Origin of the sequence: Burkholderia cepacia (assembly GCF_001718835.1) — a bacterium.
GTDB classification, from domain to species: domain Bacteria; phylum Pseudomonadota; class Gammaproteobacteria; order Burkholderiales; family Burkholderiaceae; genus Burkholderia; species Burkholderia cepacia_F.
The window spans coordinates 1,386,644-1,405,409 of the sequence record NZ_CP013443.1 but is presented as its reverse complement, the minus strand read 5'-3'; the positions used below and the strand labels follow the sequence as shown (position 1 = coordinate 1,405,409).

15 protein-coding genes and 1 pseudogene are annotated in these 18,766 nt (G+C 69.0%); 2 read left to right on the top strand and 14 right to left on the bottom strand.

Going from position 1 to position 18,766, the window contains the following annotated elements:
* Window position 1: 1 nt before the first annotated feature.
* From WT26_RS09880 to WT26_RS09825, 12 genes are read right to left on the bottom strand one after another with little or no spacing between them, the layout of a single operon-like run.
* Window positions 2-1,183 (bottom strand): beta-ketoacyl-[acyl-carrier-protein] synthase family protein, encoded by a 1,182-nt coding sequence (locus tag WT26_RS09880; protein WP_069270049.1) that lies wholly within the window; start codon window positions 1,181-1,183, stop codon window positions 2-4.
* Window positions 1,180-3,585: an MMPL family transporter gene (locus WT26_RS09875; RefSeq protein ID WP_069270048.1), complete on the bottom strand. Its 2,406-nt coding sequence runs from the start codon at window positions 3,583-3,585 to the stop codon at window positions 1,180-1,182. Before WT26_RS09875 ends, WT26_RS09880 begins: the two co-directional genes overlap by 4 nt.
* A complete protein-coding gene (locus tag WT26_RS09870; RefSeq protein WP_418220169.1) occupies window positions 3,585-4,256 on the bottom strand; it encodes a LolA family protein in 672 nt (223 codons plus the stop codon). Before WT26_RS09870 ends, WT26_RS09875 begins: the two co-directional genes overlap by 1 nt.
* Entirely contained in the window at window positions 4,253-4,681 is a 429-nt protein-coding gene (locus tag WT26_RS09865; protein ID WP_029226949.1) for an acyl-CoA thioesterase, read from the bottom strand. Before WT26_RS09865 ends, WT26_RS09870 begins: the two co-directional genes overlap by 4 nt.
* Complete coding sequence (locus WT26_RS09860; RefSeq protein WP_415872698.1) at window positions 4,678-6,276, bottom strand: HAL/PAL/TAL family ammonia-lyase; 1,599 nt, start codon at window positions 6,274-6,276, stop codon at window positions 4,678-4,680. Before WT26_RS09860 ends, WT26_RS09865 begins: the two co-directional genes overlap by 4 nt.
* Window positions 6,251-7,957 (bottom strand): glycosyltransferase family 2 protein, encoded by a 1,707-nt coding sequence (locus tag WT26_RS09855; RefSeq protein ID WP_069270046.1) that lies wholly within the window; start codon window positions 7,955-7,957, stop codon window positions 6,251-6,253. Before WT26_RS09855 ends, WT26_RS09860 begins: the two co-directional genes overlap by 26 nt.
* Window positions 7,957-9,666, bottom strand: coding sequence for an AMP-binding protein (locus WT26_RS09850; RefSeq protein WP_069270045.1), 1,710 nt, complete (start codon window positions 9,664-9,666; stop codon window positions 7,957-7,959). Before WT26_RS09850 ends, WT26_RS09855 begins: the two co-directional genes overlap by 1 nt.
* Window positions 9,663-10,298 carry a hypothetical protein gene (locus WT26_RS09845; protein ID WP_069270044.1) on the bottom strand — a complete coding sequence of 212 codons (636 nt, stop codon included), beginning with the start codon at window positions 10,296-10,298 and terminating at the stop codon, window positions 9,663-9,665. Before WT26_RS09845 ends, WT26_RS09850 begins: the two co-directional genes overlap by 4 nt.
* Window positions 10,295-10,546: an acyl carrier protein gene (locus WT26_RS09840; RefSeq protein ID WP_010092650.1), complete on the bottom strand. Its 252-nt coding sequence runs from the start codon at window positions 10,544-10,546 to the stop codon at window positions 10,295-10,297. The genes WT26_RS09845 and WT26_RS09840 overlap by 4 nt, the downstream gene beginning before the upstream one ends.
* A gap of 3 nt (window positions 10,547-10,549) precedes the next feature.
* Complete coding sequence (locus WT26_RS09835; protein WP_029226589.1) at window positions 10,550-10,849, bottom strand: phosphopantetheine-binding protein; 300 nt, start codon at window positions 10,847-10,849, stop codon at window positions 10,550-10,552.
* Entirely contained in the window at window positions 10,824-11,618 is a 795-nt protein-coding gene (locus WT26_RS09830; RefSeq protein WP_059715587.1) for a lysophospholipid acyltransferase family protein, read from the bottom strand. The genes WT26_RS09835 and WT26_RS09830 overlap by 26 nt, the downstream gene beginning before the upstream one ends.
* Window positions 11,602-12,309 carry a beta-ketoacyl synthase chain length factor gene (locus tag WT26_RS09825; protein WP_069270043.1) on the bottom strand — a complete coding sequence of 236 codons (708 nt, stop codon included), beginning with the start codon at window positions 12,307-12,309 and terminating at the stop codon, window positions 11,602-11,604. Before WT26_RS09825 ends, WT26_RS09830 begins: the two co-directional genes overlap by 17 nt.
* 678 nt (window positions 12,310-12,987) lie before the next feature.
* Between WT26_RS09825 and WT26_RS09820 the strand changes: the two genes are divergently transcribed.
* A complete protein-coding gene (locus tag WT26_RS09820) occupies window positions 12,988-13,419 on the top strand; it encodes a hypothetical protein (protein WP_069272745.1) in 432 nt (143 codons plus the stop codon).
* Window positions 13,420-13,458: 39 nt separating this feature from the next.
* Here the strand turns inward: WT26_RS09820 and ppx are convergent, their stop codons facing one another.
* Window positions 13,459-14,973: an exopolyphosphatase gene (ppx, locus tag WT26_RS09815; protein WP_027787866.1), complete on the bottom strand. Its 1,515-nt coding sequence runs from the start codon at window positions 14,971-14,973 to the stop codon at window positions 13,459-13,461.
* A 273-nt stretch (window positions 14,974-15,246) separates the two neighbouring features.
* On the opposite strand from ppx, the pseudogene ppk1 reads away from it, so the two are divergent.
* Window positions 15,247-17,309, top strand: a pseudogene (ppk1, locus tag WT26_RS09810) (polyphosphate kinase 1).
* Window positions 17,310-17,394: 85 nt separating this feature from the next.
* On the opposite strand, the gene phoR reads toward ppk1, so the two are convergent.
* Window positions 17,395-18,714: a phosphate regulon sensor histidine kinase PhoR gene (gene phoR, locus WT26_RS09805; RefSeq protein WP_069272744.1), complete on the bottom strand. Its 1,320-nt coding sequence runs from the start codon at window positions 18,712-18,714 to the stop codon at window positions 17,395-17,397.
* Window positions 18,715-18,766: the final 52 nt, after the last annotated feature.

The following is an 18,766-nucleotide window of genomic DNA, read 5'->3' as shown; positions in this document are numbered from 1 at the left end:
GTCAGCGCCCCAGGATCAGGCTGGCATTGCTGCCGCCGAATGCGAACGAATTGCTCATCACGTACTGGCTTCCGGTGTGGCCGGCGAGCCGGCGCTCTTCCTGCACGAGATCCAGCGCCGGCAGCGCGGGGTCCGGCACGCCGTCCCACACGTGAACCGGCAGCGGCGTCCCGCGCGCGAGCGCCAGCCACGTGAACGCCAGCTCCGTCGCGCCCGCCGCGCCGAGCATGTGTCCGGTCAGCGGCTTCGTGCCGCTCGCGGGCACGCCGCCGGGAAACACGCGCGCCATCACGCGCGCTTCCATCTCGTCGTTCAGGCGCGTCGCCGTCGCGTGCAGGTTCACGTAGCCGAGCGCCGACGGACTCACGCCCGCATCCGCGAGCGCCTGCCGCAGCGCGTCCTCCGCGCCGCGCCCCTCCGGGTCCGGCGCGGAGATGTGATGCGCATCGCTCGATTCGCCGACGCCGGCCAGCCGGATCTCCCCGTCGTCGCGGCTCATCACGAACACGGCCGCGCCTTCGCCGATGTTGATCCCGCAGCGATTGGCGCTCATCGGGTTCGTGCGCGCGAGGCTGACCGACTCGAGCGACGCGAAGCCCTGCATCGTCAGCGCGCACAGCGAATCCGCACCCCCGACGACGACCGCGTCGCACAGGCGCAGGCGCAGCAGCCGGCGCGCGGCCGCGAACGCCTTCGCGCTCGACGTGCACGCGGTCGACAACGTATACGCCGGCCCGGCGACGCCGAGCGCCGCGCGCACGAACGGCGCCGCCGTGCCGATTTCCATCTGCCGGTAATCGAACGCCGGCGGCATCGCACCCGATGCGGCGCGCTGCGCGAACGCCTCCTCGGCCGCACGGATGCCGGACGTGCTCGTGCCGATCACGACGCCGATGCGGCGCGGCCCGTAGCGCGCCACCGCCGCATCGACGGCCGGCGCGATCTGCGCGAGCGCGGCGAGCAGCAGCCGGTTGTTGCGGCAATCGAAATGCGCGAGCGGCTCGGGCGGCGCGACGTCGAGCGGCGCGCCGACGCGCCCGGCCCATGCGCCGCCGGGCGCTTCCGCGCACGGCCCCATGCCGGGCGAAACGCCGGCGCGCAATGCGAGGTCGACCGCGTCGACGGTGCCGCCGAGCGCATTGACCATGCCGAGCGCATGCAGATAGACGTGCGCGTGTTTCATGCGGTGGTTTCCTTCCGGGAGGGCATGGCGAGCGGCGCGAACAGCACCGAGAACACGATCCCCATCGCGAGGGTCGTGCCGAAGCCGCGCAACGCGGGCATCGCGCTCGCACCCAGCATGCCGAACGACAGCAGCGTCGTCGCGGCGGAGAGCAGCACGCCGGTCCACACCGCGCCCAGGTTCGCGGCTTCCCGGATGCAGCCTTCGCGCAGGAAGACCGCATAGTTCGCGCCGACGCCGAGCACGAGCATCAGCGCGAGCCAGTTGAACAACGTGAGCGGGATGCGCAGATAACCGAATACCGCCAGCGTCAGGCCGATCGCGAGCACGATCGGCAGCGTCGTCGCGATCCCGCCGCGCACGCCGTAGCGCCACATCAGCAGCGCCGCGACCACGGCGAGCGCGCCGCCCAGCCACCAGCCGCTGTCGACGCGATTCGCGCCGAACAGCTTCGATACTCCCGCCGCCTTGTCGACGTATGTGACGCCGGGCAGCCGATGCGCGAGCGCGTCGAGCGCCGCCGTATCCGCCGCGTCGACCTGCTCGGGAATCGCCAGCGCCGCGTATTCCGGCGCGCCCGCGCCGACGCTGCCGAGCCACAAGTGCCGGAACGGCGCCGACCAGCGCGCGGCCAGCCAGCGCTCGACGTCGAGCGTCACGTGCGCATCGCGCGCGAACGCATCGACCCACGCCTGCGCGACGTCGTCGCGGAATCCCGCGCGCGCGAGCGTCGCGCGCAGTGCCGCCGGCTCGGCGAACACGCGTGCGGCCAGCGCCGCGCGACTCTGCGCCTGCCGCTTCGCCGACGGCACGAACGTCGCGAGCGACTGCACGCGGCCGACGCGTTGCGCATCCAGCGCCGTCACCAGCGCTTCGGAGCGTTCGAGCACGTCCTCGGGCGTGCTGCCCTGGATCACGAAGAACTGCGCGGTGTTCGCCAGCCCGATCGCATCGCGGATCTCGCGCTCCTGGCGCGCGAGATCCGGATCGCGCTGGGCGAGCAGATGGACGTCGTCGTCGCTCGTCAGCAAGAACCAGCCGGGCGCCGCGACCAGCGCGACGCCGAACGCCGCGGCCAGCGCGCGCCGGCCCGACAGCGCAGCCTGCCAGCGCGCGAGCGCACGCGCGGCGCACGCGAATACGCGTGACGGCGTGCGCTTCGGCGGCCGGGTCAGCATCAGCGGCAGGAAGCCCGTCACGGCCGCGAACGCCGCCGCGATGCCGACGATCGCGAAGCACGCGATCTGCTTCAGAGCCGGGAACGGCACCCACGTCAGGATCGCGTAGCCGAGCAGGCTCGTCGCCAGCGCGACGGCGAGCGCCGGCCGCACAGCGGCCGCGCCGCGTCGCGCATCCCATTGCGCGCCCGACGACAGGTACACGACGAAGTACTGGATCGAATAATCGACCGCCTCGCCGATCAGGCTCACGCCGAACACCAGCGTCAGCAGATGCAGCTTGCCGAACACGGCAAGCGTGGCCGCGAGCGCGCAGACGATGCCGAACGCGGTCGACGCGAACGCGAGCACCAGCAGGCGCGGCGTGCGGAACACGCTCAGCAGCAGCAGCGCGATGCCGCCCAGCGACACCGCGCCGATCACGTGCACGTCGCGCTCCGCGCTCGCGCGCGCGGCCTGCGCATAGAACACGGCCCCGGTACGGGCGATCCGCACGTCCGGATACGCGGCGGCGAGCGACCGTTCCGACGCGGCCGTCGCGCCGCGCACGGCCTGCTGGATCGTCGACTCGTAGGCCGAGCCGGCGAGCGACGTCATCACGAGCACGCTCGTCGCGCCGTCGCGATGCGAGACCAGCATGCCGTCCTCCAGCGCGAGGCGGGAGGTCGCCAGCGGCAGGTCCGCCAGCCAGTGCTGGAGCCAGCCGAACGGATCGTCCGACACGGCGGTCGGCAGGCCGTCGACGGGCGGGCTGTAGAGCCGCCGCGTCAACGCATCGGCGAGCGCGGCGTCACCGCGCTCGAGCGACGCGCGGTCGGCATCCGTCAGCAAGCCGAAGCGGGCCGGCAGATAGGTCGCCGCGATCTGCGACGGATCGAACGGCGGCACCTCGACCGTGACCGAGCGAAACGCGCCGCTCTTCGCGAGCAGTGCGCCGAACTGCTTCGCGGCGGCCTTCGCGCGCGCCGCGTCGCGGTCGGTCACGAGATAGACGGTGCGCTCGCCGAGCGCCGCCGACAACCGGTCGACCGCCTGCTCGGCAACCGGATTCGCCTCGGTCGCGGGCAACAGCGCCAGCAGGTTCGTCTGCAGCGGCGACGCTCCGGTGAAGCGCCACAGGCAATAGAGCCCGGCGACGAGCGCGACGAGCAGCCACGCGGCGCGCAGCGCCAGCCGCCGGGCGCGCCCGGCCGGCACGTCGATCGCGTCGCGCGTCGTGCTCATCAGCGCGCCCCGAGCCACGCGCGCTCGGCCGGCGCCGGCGCGTCCACCGGCGTCGCGCGCGCGAATTCGAGTTTCGTCACGTTGCCGTTCGCGAACGTCATGCTGAGCGCGCCCAGATACGCGCCGCCGCTCATCTCCAGCACGCGGATCGCCTGCGCGAGCTGCGGCTGGTTCGGCCGCAGCGTCATCCGCCAGCGCTCGCGCGTGCCGGTCGCGTCGACGTCGAACTGCGCATAGAGCGCCGACAGGTCGCCGCCGAGCATGTCGCGCATCATCCGCGACACCTGGGCGACGCCGCGACCGCTCCCGCCCGCCGCGACGAGCCGTCCGTCCGCACCCACCTCGCGCATGCCGCCGTCGGTGATCACGTAGGTCGCCTTGTACGGCGTGTCGATCCGCCACACGACGCCGGACGCGCGGTCGAACAGCATCGATCCCGTGCTGACGAGCGGCTGCTTCATCGCCGCGAGCGTCTGGGTCTGCGTGAAGTCGGCGCGAATGGCGCCGACCCGGGTCAGCCGCGCGGCGATGTCGGCCACGAGCGCGGCGTTCGCCTGGCGCTGCGTGGCGGCCGGCGCTGGCGCGGGTGCTTGTGCGCCGGCCTGCGCGGCGGCCGCGCAGGCGACGACCATCCCGGCCACGGCGCACAGGCCGCGAAGTCGCGCGCTCATTTCCATCGCGCCTCCACTCGTTCGATCAGCGCCGCCGGCGACACGAACTGCGTTTCGTGCGTCTTGCCGTCGATCGCGAGCTGCACCGTATGCCCCCTCGTCAGGCGCTCGCCCGATTGCGCGTCGACGATTTCATAACCGATCTTCAGCCGGTTCTCGAATTCGAGCAGCGTCGCGCGCACCTCGACGCGCTGGCCATAGACTGCGGGCCGCACGTACTTCAGGTGCGCTTCGACGACCGGCCACAGATAGCCGGATGCCTGCATCGCCGGATAGTCGTAGTCGATCGCGCGCAGCAGCGCCGCGCGTCCGGCCTCGAAATACTTCAGGTAATGGCCGTGCCAGCAGACGTTCATCGCGTCGACGTCGTGGAACGGCACTTCGACGGCGGCCGTCGCCGTCAACGGGGGGCGCGGCGCGCTCATGCGCCCTCCCCGCCGATCGCGTCGCACGCGGCGAGCCGCGCGGTCAGCGCGCGCAGCTCGGCTTCGAGCGGCCGGTCTTCGACGACGAGCGGCGAGCCCCGGTTCACGTCGTCGACGAACGCGCGCAACGGCGCCGACAGATGCGTGCCGGCATCCTCCCGCATCCGCAGCCGCACCGCCTGGACGGTCGCGAGCACGTGCGCGGCCGCGACCTGCTCGGTCAGCTCCAGCACGCGCAGGCAGTCGCGCGCGGCGATCGTGCCCATGCTGACCTTGTCCTGGTTGTGCGACTCGGTCGAGCGCGAGAACACGCTCGCCGGCATCGTGTGCTTGAGCGCTTCCGCGGTCCACGCCGACGCGGAGATCTGCACGGCCTTGAAGCCGTGGTTGATCGGCGCGCGATCCGGCGCCGCGCCCGTCAGGTTGCGCGGCAGGCCGTTGCTGAACTTGTCGTCGACGAGCAGTGCAAGCTGGCGGTCCATCAGGTCGGCGAGATTCGCGACCGCGGTCTTCAGCGCATCCATCGCGAACGCAATGTGCCCGCCATAGAAGTTGCCGCCGTGCAGCACGCGGCCGTCGTCCGGATCGACCAGCGGATTGTCGTTCGCGCTGTTGAGCTCGTTCTCGACGTCGCGGCGCACCCAGCTCAGCGCGTCGCGCACGACGCCGATCACGTGCGGCGCACAGCGCACCGAGTAGCGATCCTGCAGCCGGCGGGCGGGCGATTCGTCGCGTCCCGCGAGATCCGCGCGAATCCACGCGGCCGCCTCGGCCTGCCCGACGTGCGGCTTCGCGTCGAACAGCAGCGCGTCGAAATGGGCCGCGCGCCCGTCGAGCGCGACGGTCGTCAGCGCGGTGAGGCGCGCGGCGATCCGCGTCAGGTAGTCGGCCCGCGCGAACGCGAGACACGCGAGGCCCGTCATCACGGCGGTGCCGTTCATCAGCGCGAGCCCTTCCTTCGGCGCGAGCGTCAGCGGCTCGCGGCCGAGCGCGCGCCACACGGCCCGCGCGTCGCGCTCGCCGCCGTCGTGGATCACCGTGCGTTCGCCGGCCAGCGCGGCGGCGACGTACGACAGCGGCGTCAGGTCGCCGCTCGCGCCGACCGACCCTTCCGACGGAATGCGCGGCAGGATCCGGTGATTCACCAGGTCGGCCAGGCGCTCGAGCAGCATCAGGCGCACGCCGGAGTAACCGTAGGCGAGCGAATTGAGCCGCGCGGCGACGATCGCGAGCGTCTGCTGCGCATCGAACCACGCGCCCATCCCGCAGCCGTGATAGCGCGTGAGTTGCAGCGGCAGCGCGTCGACGAGCGCCGCGGGCACGTCGACGACGCATGCGTCGCCATACCCGGTCGTCACGCCGTAGACGGTCCCGCCGTTCGCGAGATGGTCGCGCAGCCACGCCGCGCCGCGCTCGATGCGCGCCTGCCACGCGGGGTCCGCATTGAGCGCGACGCTCGCGCCGTCGCGTGCGATCGCGATCACGTCCTCGATCGTCAGGTGCCGGCCGCCGATCACGACGGCCGAGCGGCCTGCTTCGCGTCGGGCCGCCCGAATTGCGTCATTCACATCATGCTCGGCCACGCGGCCCTCCATCGGGCCGCGCCCAGAAATCGAAGAAGTTGAACCATTGATACGGCGCCTTGCGGCAATAGTGTTCGAGCCGCGCCGCATAGCGCTGCGCCCAGACGGCGACCTGCGCGGCCCGTTCGCGGCGCGGCAGCTCGATGCGTTCGGCGAACGGTTCGAAGTACAGACGGTATTCGCGCCCTTCCTTCAGGCAGAAGAACAGATAGACCGGGCAGCCGAGCGCGTGCGCGAGGATGTACGGCCCCTGCGCGAACGGCGCGTGCTCGTCGAGAAAGCGCGCGTCGACGGTCTTGCCCGCGTCGTGCGGCGGCACGCGGTCGCCGACGATCACGAGCAGTTCGCCCGCGTCGATGCGCGCCTGCATCATCATCGCGGTGTCGGGACCGAAATCCGCCACCTCGACGAGCTGCTCGCCGAACGCCGCGTTCGCCTGCGCGAGCACGCTGTTGAAGCGCTTCGCGTGGCTCGTGTAGACGATCGCGGTCACTTTCGCGTGCGCGTCGCGCAGCGCCAGCGCCCGCGTCATCTCCAGGTTGCCGAGATGCGCGCCGATCACGAGCGCGCCGCGTCCGCTCGCCGCGAGCGCGTCGAACGCCGCCGCATCGTCGAACCGCACCGCGAGACGATCGAGCCGGCCGGACCACGCGACGAACTTGTCGAATCCCGATTGCGCGAACGCGAGCATGTGCCGATACGCGGTGCGCCAGCCCGGCTTCGGCGCCGCCACGGCCGGGCTCGCGTCGCGCAGACGCGCGAAATAGGCGTGCGACGCGGCGCGCGCCGCGCGGTTCGTCAATGCGAAATAGCCGACGATCGGGTACAGCCAGAGCGACGTGAAGCGCGTGCCGAACCAGCGGCAGCTCCACGCCAGCAACGCCATGCCGGCGCGACTGCCGCGCTCCGGCGTGCGCCACCACGATCGCGCGCGGCCGCCGGCGGCAACGCCCGGCCGCGCGCACCGGCGCGCCAGCAGCCACGGTGCGCGCACCAGCATCCCGGCCACCAGCCGCGTATGACTCGCGCTGATGCGCACGTTGTCCCACAGCACGTCGAAATGCGACACGCCGTCGGCCGGATAGACGACCCGCGTCGGAATCGTGCGGAACGCGAGGCCGCGCCAGTGAAGCCTCACCAGGATCTCGCTGTCGAAGTCCATGCGGGTCGGCATCGACACCGCATCGATCAGCCGGCACACGGCGTCGAGCGGATAGAGCCGGAACCCGCACATCGCATCGGGAATGTCGAGCGACAGCGTCTCGATCCAGACCCAGACGTGCGTCAGGTAGCGGCCGTACAAGCGCGCCTTCGGAACGCTGTGGTCGAAGCGCGGACGGCCGAGGATCACCGCGTCCGGCGCGGCCTGCGCGGCGGCGACGAACGCCGGCACGTCGGCGGCATCGTGCTGGCCGTCCGCGTCGATCTGGATCGCATGCGTATGGCCTTGCGCGCGCGCCGCGCGCAGCCCGGCCATCACCGCGGCCCCCTTGCCGCCGTTGACGGGCAGGCTCAACAGCGTCATGCATCCCGCGTATTGCGCGGCGAGTGCGGCGAGCGTACGCCGCGTCGCTGCATCGCTGCCGTCGTCGACCACGATGATCGGCAGCCCGTGCACGGCGAGCCGCGCGAGCGTCCCGCCGATCGCGTCGCGATGGTTGTAGATCGGTATGACGATGCAGACGTCGATCATCACGCGCTCGCTCCGTACACGATCGTGCCGGACGTGCACTCGCGCTCGCCGCGCCGGAATGCGAACTTCACGCAGCCGCGCGCCTCATCGTGCGCGATGCGCAGCGCGAGCACCGCGCCCGGCGGCACCGGAGCCTTGAATTTCAGATGATCGATCGAGCGGACCGTGCGCAGCGCCGCGACCTCGCGGCGCGCGAGCCGCACCGCCCAATCGATCTGCACGACGCCGGGCAAGATCGGCATGCCCGGAAAATGGCCGTCGAAGTGCGCGAGCGTGGCGGGCACGCGCAATTCGTAGTGCCATCCGTCGTCGTCGTGCCGTTCGGCGAGCAGCTCGAAGCCCTCCGGCGTCGGCGCGAACGCGGCGGCGATCGCCGCGGCCGGCAGCTTGCCGCGCGCGTCGAACGGCATCGCGCGCCGGAAACGCCAGTGCCGCGGCAACGCGGCGGCGTCGAAGTACGCGCCGAGCGCATGGCGCAACGCGGCGGCGACCGCGACGCGGCCGTCCGCGCGCAACGCATGCCGCCCCGCTTCGCTCAATACCGCGACCACGCCGACGCGCGCGCGCGACGCGCCCTCGACGACCGTCGCGGCCGCCTGCTCGACGAAGTCGTGCCGGACGATGCGCGCCTCGAGCTCGGGCAGCGACACGCGCTTGCCGTCGAGCTTGACCACGCGATCGCGGCGGCCCGTCAGCTCGAAGCGGCCATGCGCGTCGAAGCGCGCCGCATCGTCTGTGCGGTGCCAGCGGTCGTGGCCGAGATGCGCGGAGCGAACGCACAATGCGCCGTCGTCGTCGCAACGCACGTCGATGCCCGGCATCGGCTGCCATGCCTGCGTGCGGTCCTGGCGCCGCCATGCGATGCCGCCCGTCTCGGTGCTGCCGAAGATCTCGAGCGGCGCGGCGCCGAACGCCGCTGCGTACACCGACGCCGCATCGGCCGGCAACGGGCCGCCCGACGAAAAGAACACGCGCGGCGCGATGCCCGGCATCGGGAATCCCGGCAGCGCGGGCCAGCGCATCAAATGCGACGGCGTCGACACCACGATGCCGTCGCCGTATGCGGCCAGCCGCCGCTGCAGCTGCTGCGGGTCGAGCGACAGCGCGCGGTCGAACGCGCGGCCCGCCGCCAGCGGCCACATGATCCTGAACAGCAGCCCGTAGATGTGGTGATGCGGGACGCTCGACAGCGTCACCGCCGTGCCGACCCGCTCGGCCCATTCCCGCTGCAGGGTGCGCACTTCCGCGTCGAACTGGGCGAGCGACTTGCGCAGCGCCTTCGCCTGGCCGCTGCTGCCCGACGTGTACAGCGTGATGGCGGCATCCGCGTCGATCGCGCGCGACGGAACCGGCGCGCCGTGCTCCGCGCGGCCGGGCGCGCACGCCGCAAGTGCGTCGTCGTCGAGCAGCATGTCGTAGGCATGCGCGAGATCGCGGAGATAACCGGGCGCCGCGCTCGCCGGGATCACCGCTTCGCGTCCCGTCGCCGCGACGGCGAACAGCGCACAGGCAAATTCGTAGGGATCGTCGGTCGAGATCGCGACGCGGCGCGCGCCCGAGAACTCGACCACGCGCGCGATCGCGTCCGCGCGGGCGCGAAGCTCGGCCAGCGTGATGCGCGCGTCGCCGTCGCGGCAGACGACCGTGCTTGCATCGGCATCGGCATCGGCGTCGGCATCGGCGGACAGGAGGTCGTGCAGCGCGATCATGCGGCCCCCGCCCCGGCCTGCCGGGCCGTCACGAACAGCCGGCGCCAGACCCATTCGCCGGCGATCAGCGCGCCGATCAGCACATAGGCGATCGCACCGTTGTAGAGGGCCCATGCGGCATGGCTCCAGTACAGCGCCGTATAGACGGAGAAAGCGCCGTTCAGCACGAAGAACGCGCACCAGACCTGCGTGACGCGCCGCGTGTAGTGCACGACGGCCGGCGCGGGATCGGGATGGCTCAGCCGTGCGAACTTTTCGATCATCGACGGGCCGCGCCACAGCGTCGCGCCGAACGCGGCGAGCAGGCCGGCGCTCACGCAGGCCGGATACAGATGCAGCAGCCGCGCGCTGTCGGTCACGGCAATCGCGGCCGACATGCCGGTCAGTGCCGCCGCGACGCACCAGTCGAGCGTCGCGAGCCGGTTGAGCGCGGCGGCGAACGGCCCCCTCCCGACCGTGCGCTGCAGCCACAGCAGCGCGAGCAGCAGGCAGCCGACGTAGCGCGGCGCCAGCCCGTGCCACGCGCACAGGATCGCGAGCGGATAAGCGATCGCCAGCGCCGCCCGCGCCACGGCGCCGGCATAGCGCGGCAGCACGGGGCCGGTCGCACGCATGCGCGCCGCCGGCGTCATTGCTTGCGGGCGAGCAGCGCGTGAACCGCGGCGATCACGTCGCCGACGGTGCGCACCGACTTGAATTCTTCCGGCTTGATGCGCTGGCCGGTCATCTCCTGCAGCTTGATGGCCAGGTCGACGGCGTCGATGCTGTCGAGATCGAGTTCCTCGAACAGATGCGTGTCGGGCGTCACGCGCTCCGGCTCGATCGCGAAATTCTCGTTGAAGATCGCGCGGATGCGCTCAAGGATTTCTGCGTCGGTCACGTGTCACTCCCCGGTTGCCGGAACGGCCTGGTTCGATTGCTGATGCGCCTGCTGGCTCGCGATGAACGCGGCCAGCGTATTGATCGAGCGGAAATGCGCTTTCGTGCGCTCGTCGTTCGCGGCGATCGTCAGTTGGAATTTCTTGCGCAGCATGATGCCGACTTCGAGCGCGTCGACCGAGTCGAGCCCGACGCCGTCCGTCGAGAACAGCGGCGCATCGTCGTCGATGTCGTCGACCGTCATGTCGTTGAGATCGAGCATCTCGATCAGCAGCTGCTTAATTTGCAGTTTTAAAGTATCCATGCTGGAACAGGTGTTGGGTGATATGCGATTCCACCGCGTGCGCGATGTTGCGCGCCGCGATCGACGGCGACTTGTCCTCGGGGATCAGCCGGTCCATGTCGATCGCCTCGAGCACCGTGATCCGCATGCGGAACGCCCGCGACGGCACGTGATACCAGCGCAGCGCCTTCGTGAATACCGGCGGATCGCAATCGATCAGGACCGGCTGGATCCGGCTGCGCGATTGAAGCGCCATGTGCGCGAAGCCGCGCGAAAACGCATGCAGGCGATTGGCGCCCGGGCTGCGCGTGCCTTCGGGAAAAATGATCATCGTGTAGCCGGCCGCCAGTTGGCGCGCGCCGGCATCGACCAGTTCGACCGCATCGGCATTGCTCACGTACTCGGCCGCGCGCACGATGCCCCAGAAACACGGGTTGCCCCAATGGCCGCGCTTGACCACGCAGCAGGCCTTCGGCGTCAGCGACAGCAACACCATCACGTCGAGCCAGGTCGGGTGGTTGGCGACGACGATCGACGGCCCGCCTTCGCGCAATCGCGCCGAGCCGGACACCTCGAGCGTCATCACGCCGATGCGCTGCAGCACGGCGACCAGCATGCGGAAGAAGTGATGGATGACGAGCGTCACGCCCCGTTGCCGCGAGCGCCGGTGCGGCCAGAGCGTGCCCGCGACGATCGCCAGCAGCGAGAACGCGGAGCCGCACAGCGCGAAGAAGCCCAGGCACGCGCCGGTCGCGAACAGCCGCCAGCCGTAGTCAAGCCGCGTGCGCATGCCAGCTCCATCGCCAGACCGAGTCGCCGTGCTGCCACGTCGCGTCCGCGTGTCCGGCCTGCCCGCTCTGGCCGGACAGGCAGCGCCGGACCGCCGCGCTTTGCGTGGCGTCGGTGCCCTCCTCGCCGGCGCTGTCGGCGCGCGCCGTCACGTCGCAGGTCAAATGGCCGAGCGCCGAACGTCGATCGAGCAGGATCGCGAGCGCTTCGCTTTCGGGATCGTCGTCGACATCGCCATAGACGGGATCGGCAGGTTCGTGCGCGTAGACGAGCAGCACCGGCGACGACGCGTCGGATTCGTATTGCGCGAACGCTTCGAGCAACGCGTAGCCGAGCGTCTCCGGCCCGGCCGCGATCGCGCTGGCGGCGGACCGGTCGCCGCGCGCGATGCCGAACACGCCCGTGACGGCGTTGAGGACGGAAAGACTGAAGGCGGTCGGGGAAACGGGCTCGGCGGCCTGGATGCTTTCGAGAATGCCCGTCGTGCGCGCCAATTCGCCGTGACGGGACGCGAACACGACGCGCAATGCGCGATGTTCAACCGTGCAATCGTGAGCGGATTGCAACGCGAGCCGGGACAAGCGGCTCAATCGGCGGCGCACCATCGGATCGATAAATTCGACACCCGGCACCCCCGTGGTCGAAATCGACGTCCATCTGGCGATTGGCATGGTCCAATGCAAATCGGCCATTGTTGTTCTCGTTGAGGCTTGTTTCTCGGAAGGCGTTTCTTGTATCGACCGCCCCGCTCAGGAAAGCGCACGGCGCTTCGTCGCGGGTACGTCGGGCAGGATGAATCGACCGTATCCCGATGCGCCCGTCCGTCCCCCGTCAATGGGAACCGGGCCACCGAAAATACCGGGTTGATATCAACAACCGGTTTATCAGGATTATTTACTTCGCACACCTAATACGCCGGCCTCCGCGCGGCGAGGACTTTAGCAGAATTCCCCCGAAAAAACAACGATCGGCATCCATTTCACGGCGAATTGTTAAAGCGATTTATCAAATTCGAATCGCACCGAACTCCCGATGCTCCAAATCGCCTTAACGCTTTTACGGCGGGCCTGCGTATTTCTGAAGTCTGCAGCGATCCAGATTTCGGCGCGCTTTAATTGTCTGATGAAATCCGGCAAGTCCGCGCCGGATGCGGCGTTCCAAAGCCGGCGCAGGATTATCTTCCGATTCGACAGGAGCGAAAGGAAATTGGAATTATTTCGAAAGCAAAAGGTTTGCAAAGGAAACGGATTTCGATCACGGAGGCGCCGGCTCGAATCCTTTCACGGCCTCCCGCCCGGTCCGCACCGGGAACCCGGCCACGCCATGCGCGGGATCACGCGATAATAGCCGGCAACAACCGACCCAATCGCATGAAATACCTCGTTCAGACTACCCTCTTCGGCGCGCTGCTGACGCTGGCGGCACCGGGCATCGCGTCCGCCAAATCGCTCGACGATGCGCTCGACTGTCATTCCAACGGCCACAAGTTCGTCGCGCCGCTACTCGCCGCCGGCGATATCCAGTCGGAGCCGATGCACGTCGAATCGAACTCGGTCAACGCATTCCGCACGAGCCACTCGCTGACCGCATACGGCTTCGGCGTCTACGTCGTGCTCGGCTACCAGGCGAACGACCCGATTTTCCGCACGGGCGACGGCACGCCGATCGGCGACTGGGCCTATGGCGTCGTGGTGCGCGGCACGAAAAGCTCGGTGGAGGAAGCCGTGCGCAAGGCCGGCAGCGACGCGACCGTCAAGCAGGCGTTTCCGTTCCTGACCGCAATCGTCTGCTCGTCGGACTGAACGCACCCGACGCAGCTGCCCCGGACCCCGCCGCCCGCGTCACGCGCCGGTATACACCACGCGATACGGGATCCCGACCTTCTCCCATTCCGCCGCCTCCTGGCTGAGGCTGTAGTCGGTCAGCGGGTTCTGCTCGACCCACGCGCTCGGCAGGCGCACTTCATACCCGCCCTTCTTCATCTGCGAAACGGAAATGTCGGGCAGCCCCGCATCGGTTCGGCGTCGGCACAGCAGCGCCGCGAGCCGCAGGCAGAACAGCAGCGGCCACTCGACTTCGCGCGCCTGCGACAGCTTGCCGAGCTTGCCCGCATGACCGAGCACGAGCGCGGCGAGCCGCGCCTGGTCGGTGCGCGAAAAACCCGGCATGTCCGCGTTGCTCGCGATATAGGCCGAATGCTTGTGATACGCACTGTGCGAGATCGACAGGCCGATCTCGTGCAACGCGGCCGCCCAGCCGAGGAACATCCGTCCTTCCTCGCGCGCTTCGTCGTCGGCTTCCTCGAGTTCGTCGTAGAAACGCCCCGCCAGCGCGCCGATCCGCTCGGCCTGCGCACGATCGACGCCGTAGCGACGCGTGAAGCCCTCGACGGTCACCGCGCGCATGTCCTCGTGCTGCGTCCGGCCGAGCAGGTCGTACAGCACCCCGAGGCGCAGCGCGCCGTCGGTCGTATCGACGTAGTCGACACCGAGTTCCTCGAACACGGCAAGCATGATCGCGAGGCCGCCCGCGAGCACCGGCACGCGGTCGGGCTTCAGCGCGATCAGCTTCAGCCGGTTGACGTTCTCCGACTTGATCAGCGCACGCTTCAGGCGCTCGAGGCCGCCGCGCGAAATGCCGTGCGTGATGCCCGGATCGTTGAAGCCGTTCGCCTCGACGAGTTCCGCGAGCGCACGCGCGGTGCCGGACGAACCGATCGCCTGGTCCCAGCCGGCCTTCTTGTACTCGCTCGAAATGATCTGGATCTCGCGCTTGGCCGCGAGTTCGGCCTGCCGCATCGTGTATTCGTCGACGTTGCCGGCGGGGAAGAACGCTCGGCTGTGGCTCACGCAGCCGATATAGAGGCTCTCCATCACGATCGGCGTGTAGTGCGAGCCGATGATGAATTCGGTCGAGCCGCCGCCGATGTCGACGACGAGCCGCTTGCCGGCGCTCGCCGGCACCGAGTGCGCGGCGCCCGCGTAGATCAGGCGCGCTTCTTCACGGCCCGCAATCACTTCGATCGGAAAACCGAGCGCCGCTTCGGCCTCGCCGAGAAACTCGCCCGCGTTCTTCGCGACCCGCAGCGTGTTGGTGGCCACCGCGCGCACGTGATCGGGATGGAAATCGCGCAGGCGCTCGCCGAACCGCTTGAGCGCCTCCCAGCCACGCTCCTGCGACGCGCGATCGAGCATCTTGTCGCTCGACAGGCCCGCGGCCAGCCGGACGGGCTCGCGCAGCGCATCGACCGGATAGATCTGGCTGCCCGCCGGCGTTTCCTCGACGCGACCGACGATCAGCCGGAAGCTGTTCGAGCCGAGATCCACGGCAGCCAGCAAGTGGGGGGTTGTAACCATCAGAAGGGGCTCCGTGCGCATGCGCCGGCGGCAACCGCCGCCGCGATGCAGTGATTCAAAGGCGACATTTTAAGCGTGGAACGCTTGCCGGTGTCACGTTCGCCGGGCATGCGCCCCGCAGCATTGTATATAGGTGAAACATTTATGAGACGAAAGGTTTCCGGCGTAGAATTTGCCGATACCTAACGACCCGTGTCATCTGCACGTCATCGTACCGTGAGAGTTTCCGAGCGTCCTTTCGAATCATCGCCCGAATCCCCCCCTACTCTGCCGATGTCCGTCCGTTATCCGCTTCTCAATCGTGAACTCGGCATCCTCGGTTTCAACGAGCGCGTGCTGGCCCAGGCAGCCGATCCGCAAGTCCCGTTGCTCGAGCGCCTCCGCTTCATCTGCATCACCAGCAGCAACCTCGACGAATTCTTCGAAGTCCGGATGGCCGGCCTGCAGGAGCAGATTCGCGACAACCCCGGCGCCCTGACGCCCGACGGCATGTCGTTACAACATGCTTACGATCTCGTGGTCGAACGCGCGCAGCGGCTCGTCCATCGACAGTACACGATGCTGCACGAAACCGTGCTGCCCGCGCTCGAGCAGGAGGGCATCTACTTCCATGCGAGCGACACGTGGAACGACGAGCAGCTCGAATGGGCGCGGCACTACTTCCTCGACGAGCTGCTGCCCGTGCTGACGCCGATCGGCCTCGATCCCGCCCACCCGTTCCCGCGCGTGCTGAACAAGAGCCTGAACTTCGTCGTCGAGCTCGAAGGCCGCGACGCATTCGGCCGCCAGGCCGTGATGGGCATCGTGCAGGCGCCGCGCGCGCTGCCGCGCGTCGTCCGCATGCCGCACGCGCTGTCGGGCTTCGAGCACGGCTTCGTGCTGCTGAGCTCGTTCATGCAGCGCTTCGTCGGCGAACTCTTCCCGCAACTCGTCGTGAAGAGCTGCAACCAGTTCCGCATCACGCGCAACAGCGAACTGTTCGTCGACGAAGACGAAATCACGAACCTGCGCGTCGCGCTGCAGGGCGAACTGCCCGCGCGCCACCTCGGCAACGCGGTGCGCCTCGAGGTGTCGGCCGACACGCCGACGCACATCGTGCGGCGCCTGCTCGACGAAAGCGAACTCGGCGACAAGGACTGCTATCGCGTCGCCGGATCGGTGAACCTCGTGCGGCTGATGCAGATTCCCGATCTCGTCGACCGCCCCGACCTGAAGTTCACGCCGTTCACCGCGTCGACGCCCGTCGCGTCACGAACGCGCCGACGATGTTCGACGCGATCGACAACGGCGACATCCTGCTGCACCACCCGTACGAAAGCTTCCAGCCGGTGCTCGAACTGCTGCAGCAGGCCGCGAAGGATCCGAGCGTCGTCGCGATCAAGCAGACGATCTACCGCACCGGCACCGATTCGCCGCTGATGGACGCGCTGATGGAAGCCGCGCGCAACGGCAAGGAAGTGACCGTCGTCGTCGAACTGCTCGCGCGCTTCGACGAGGAAACCAACATCAACTGGGCGTCACAGCTCGAGGCCGTCGGCGCGCATGTCGTGTACGGCGTGGTCGGCCACAAGTGCCACGCGAAGATGATGCTGATCGTGCGGCGCGTCGTGCAGGACGGCAAGGCGTCGCTGCGCCGCTACGTGCACCTCGGCACCGGCAACTACCACCCGCGCACGGCGCGCCTCTACACCGACTTCGGGCTGATGACGGCCGACCAGAAAATCTGCGAGGACGTCCATCACGTGTTCCAGCAACTGACCGGCATCGGCGGCGAACTCACGCTGCACGAGCTGTGGCAGTCGCCGTTCACGCTGCATCCGCGCATCATCGACGCGATCCGCGCGGAGATCGACAATGCGCGTGCCGGCAAGCGCGCGCGGGTCGTCGCGAAGATGAACGCGTTGCTGGAACCGACGGTGATCGCCGCGCTGTATGAAGCGTCGCAGGCCGGCGTCAAGGTCGACCTGATCGTGCGCGGCGTCTGCGCGCTGAAGCCCGGCGTGCCGGGGCTGTCGGAAAACATCACCGTGCGCTCGATCGTCGGCCGCTTCCTCGAGCACCACCGGATCTACTATTTCCATGCGAACGGCGCCGAGGACGTCTATCTGTCGAGCGCCGACTGGATGGACCGCAACCTGTTCCGCCGCGTCGAGGTCGCGTTCCCGGTCCGCGATCGCAAGCTCAAGCGGCGCGTGATCGCCGAAGGGCTGTCGGTGTGCCTCGGCGACAACCAGTCGGCATGGCAGATGCACAGCGACGGCCATTACCGCCGGCGCCGCGCCGGCAAGACGATCCGCAACGCGCAGCTCGGGCTGCTCGCGAAGTTCTGCCCATGACACGCGGCGCGCGGCCTCGCGCCACGCGAGCATGAAAAAAACCGCAGCCTGGAAACGGGCTGCGGTTTTTTTCATCTCCGCCGGATCAGGCCTCGAACGCCGCCGGCCTCACGGTAACGGTTCGCAGCGCCGGAAAGCGCGCGGTGAACGTGCTGCCGCGCCCTTCCTCGCTCTGCACGTACAGGTGCGCGTCGTGCCGCTGCAGCACGTGCTTGACGATCGCGAGCCCGAGCCCCGTGCCGCCCGTGTCGCGCGAACGGCTACGGTCGACGCGATAGAAGCGCTCGGTGAGCCGCGGCAGGTCGGCGGCCGGAATGCCGAAGCCGCTGTCGGTGACCGAAAACACGCCTTGCGCGCCTTCGCGCCGCCACGTCACGACGATCTTCCCGCCTTCCGGCGTATAGCGGATCGCGTTGATCACGAGATTCGCGAATGCGCTGAACAGCTCCGTCTGCGCGCCGGTGACGCCCAGCGTCTCGTCGATCGAGAACGCGATGTCGTGATGCCCGTTCGACAGCGTCTGCGCGTCTTCCTTCAAATGGTCGAACACGGCGCGCATGTCGATCGCGCGATCGACCGGCGGCTTGCTTTCGCCCTCCAGCTTCGCGAGCACCAGCAGGTCGGTCACGATGTGCCGCATCCGCGATGCCTGCTGCTCCATCATCTCGAGATAGCGCGCGCGGTCTTCCTCGTTCAGCGGCAGCTCGCGCATCGTCTCGAGAAAGCCCGACAGCACGGTGAGCGGCGTCTTCAGTTCGTGCGACACGTTCGCGACGAAGTCGCGCCGCATCGCGTCGGTCCGCTCGAGCTCGGTGATGTCCTGCGTGAGCAGCAGCTTGCGGTTCTCGCCGTACGGAAACACCTGCACTTCCAGCACGTTCTGCCGCGAGTCGCCCATGCCGCGCATCACGAGCGTCTCGTCGTAATGCTGCGCGTTCAGGTAGCGGACGAAATCGGGATGGCGTACCAGGTTGGTGATGTGCTGGCGCAGGTCGCGCTTCGCGTCCAGGCCGAAATGGACCTCGGCGATCGCGTTGCACCATTCGATCTGGTCGTGATCGTCGAGCATCGCGACGCCGTTCGGCGACGCCTGGATCGCCTGGATGAAGCGCGAGTGCTGTTGCTCCACCTGCCGCACCTGCGCATGCCACTGCTTCGCGAGCTTGTGCAGACGATAGTAGATCTCGCCCCAGATGCCCGGCGCGCTCGGCACCTCACCATAGACCGGCGCATCGAGCAGCCGCCACAGACGCTGCGTGTGAAAGGTGCTGAAAAAACCCTGCGCGACCAGCATCACGACCACGAACACGAGGCCCGCGGTCGGGCCGGCGAAAACGCCGACCAATACGCCGATCAGCACGAGCAGCACGAGCGACACCAGAAAGCGCGCCCAGATGATGTTCATGATTCAGCGCCCGAAAGAATGAACGACTTGCCGTGGCACACGGCAGGCCCGG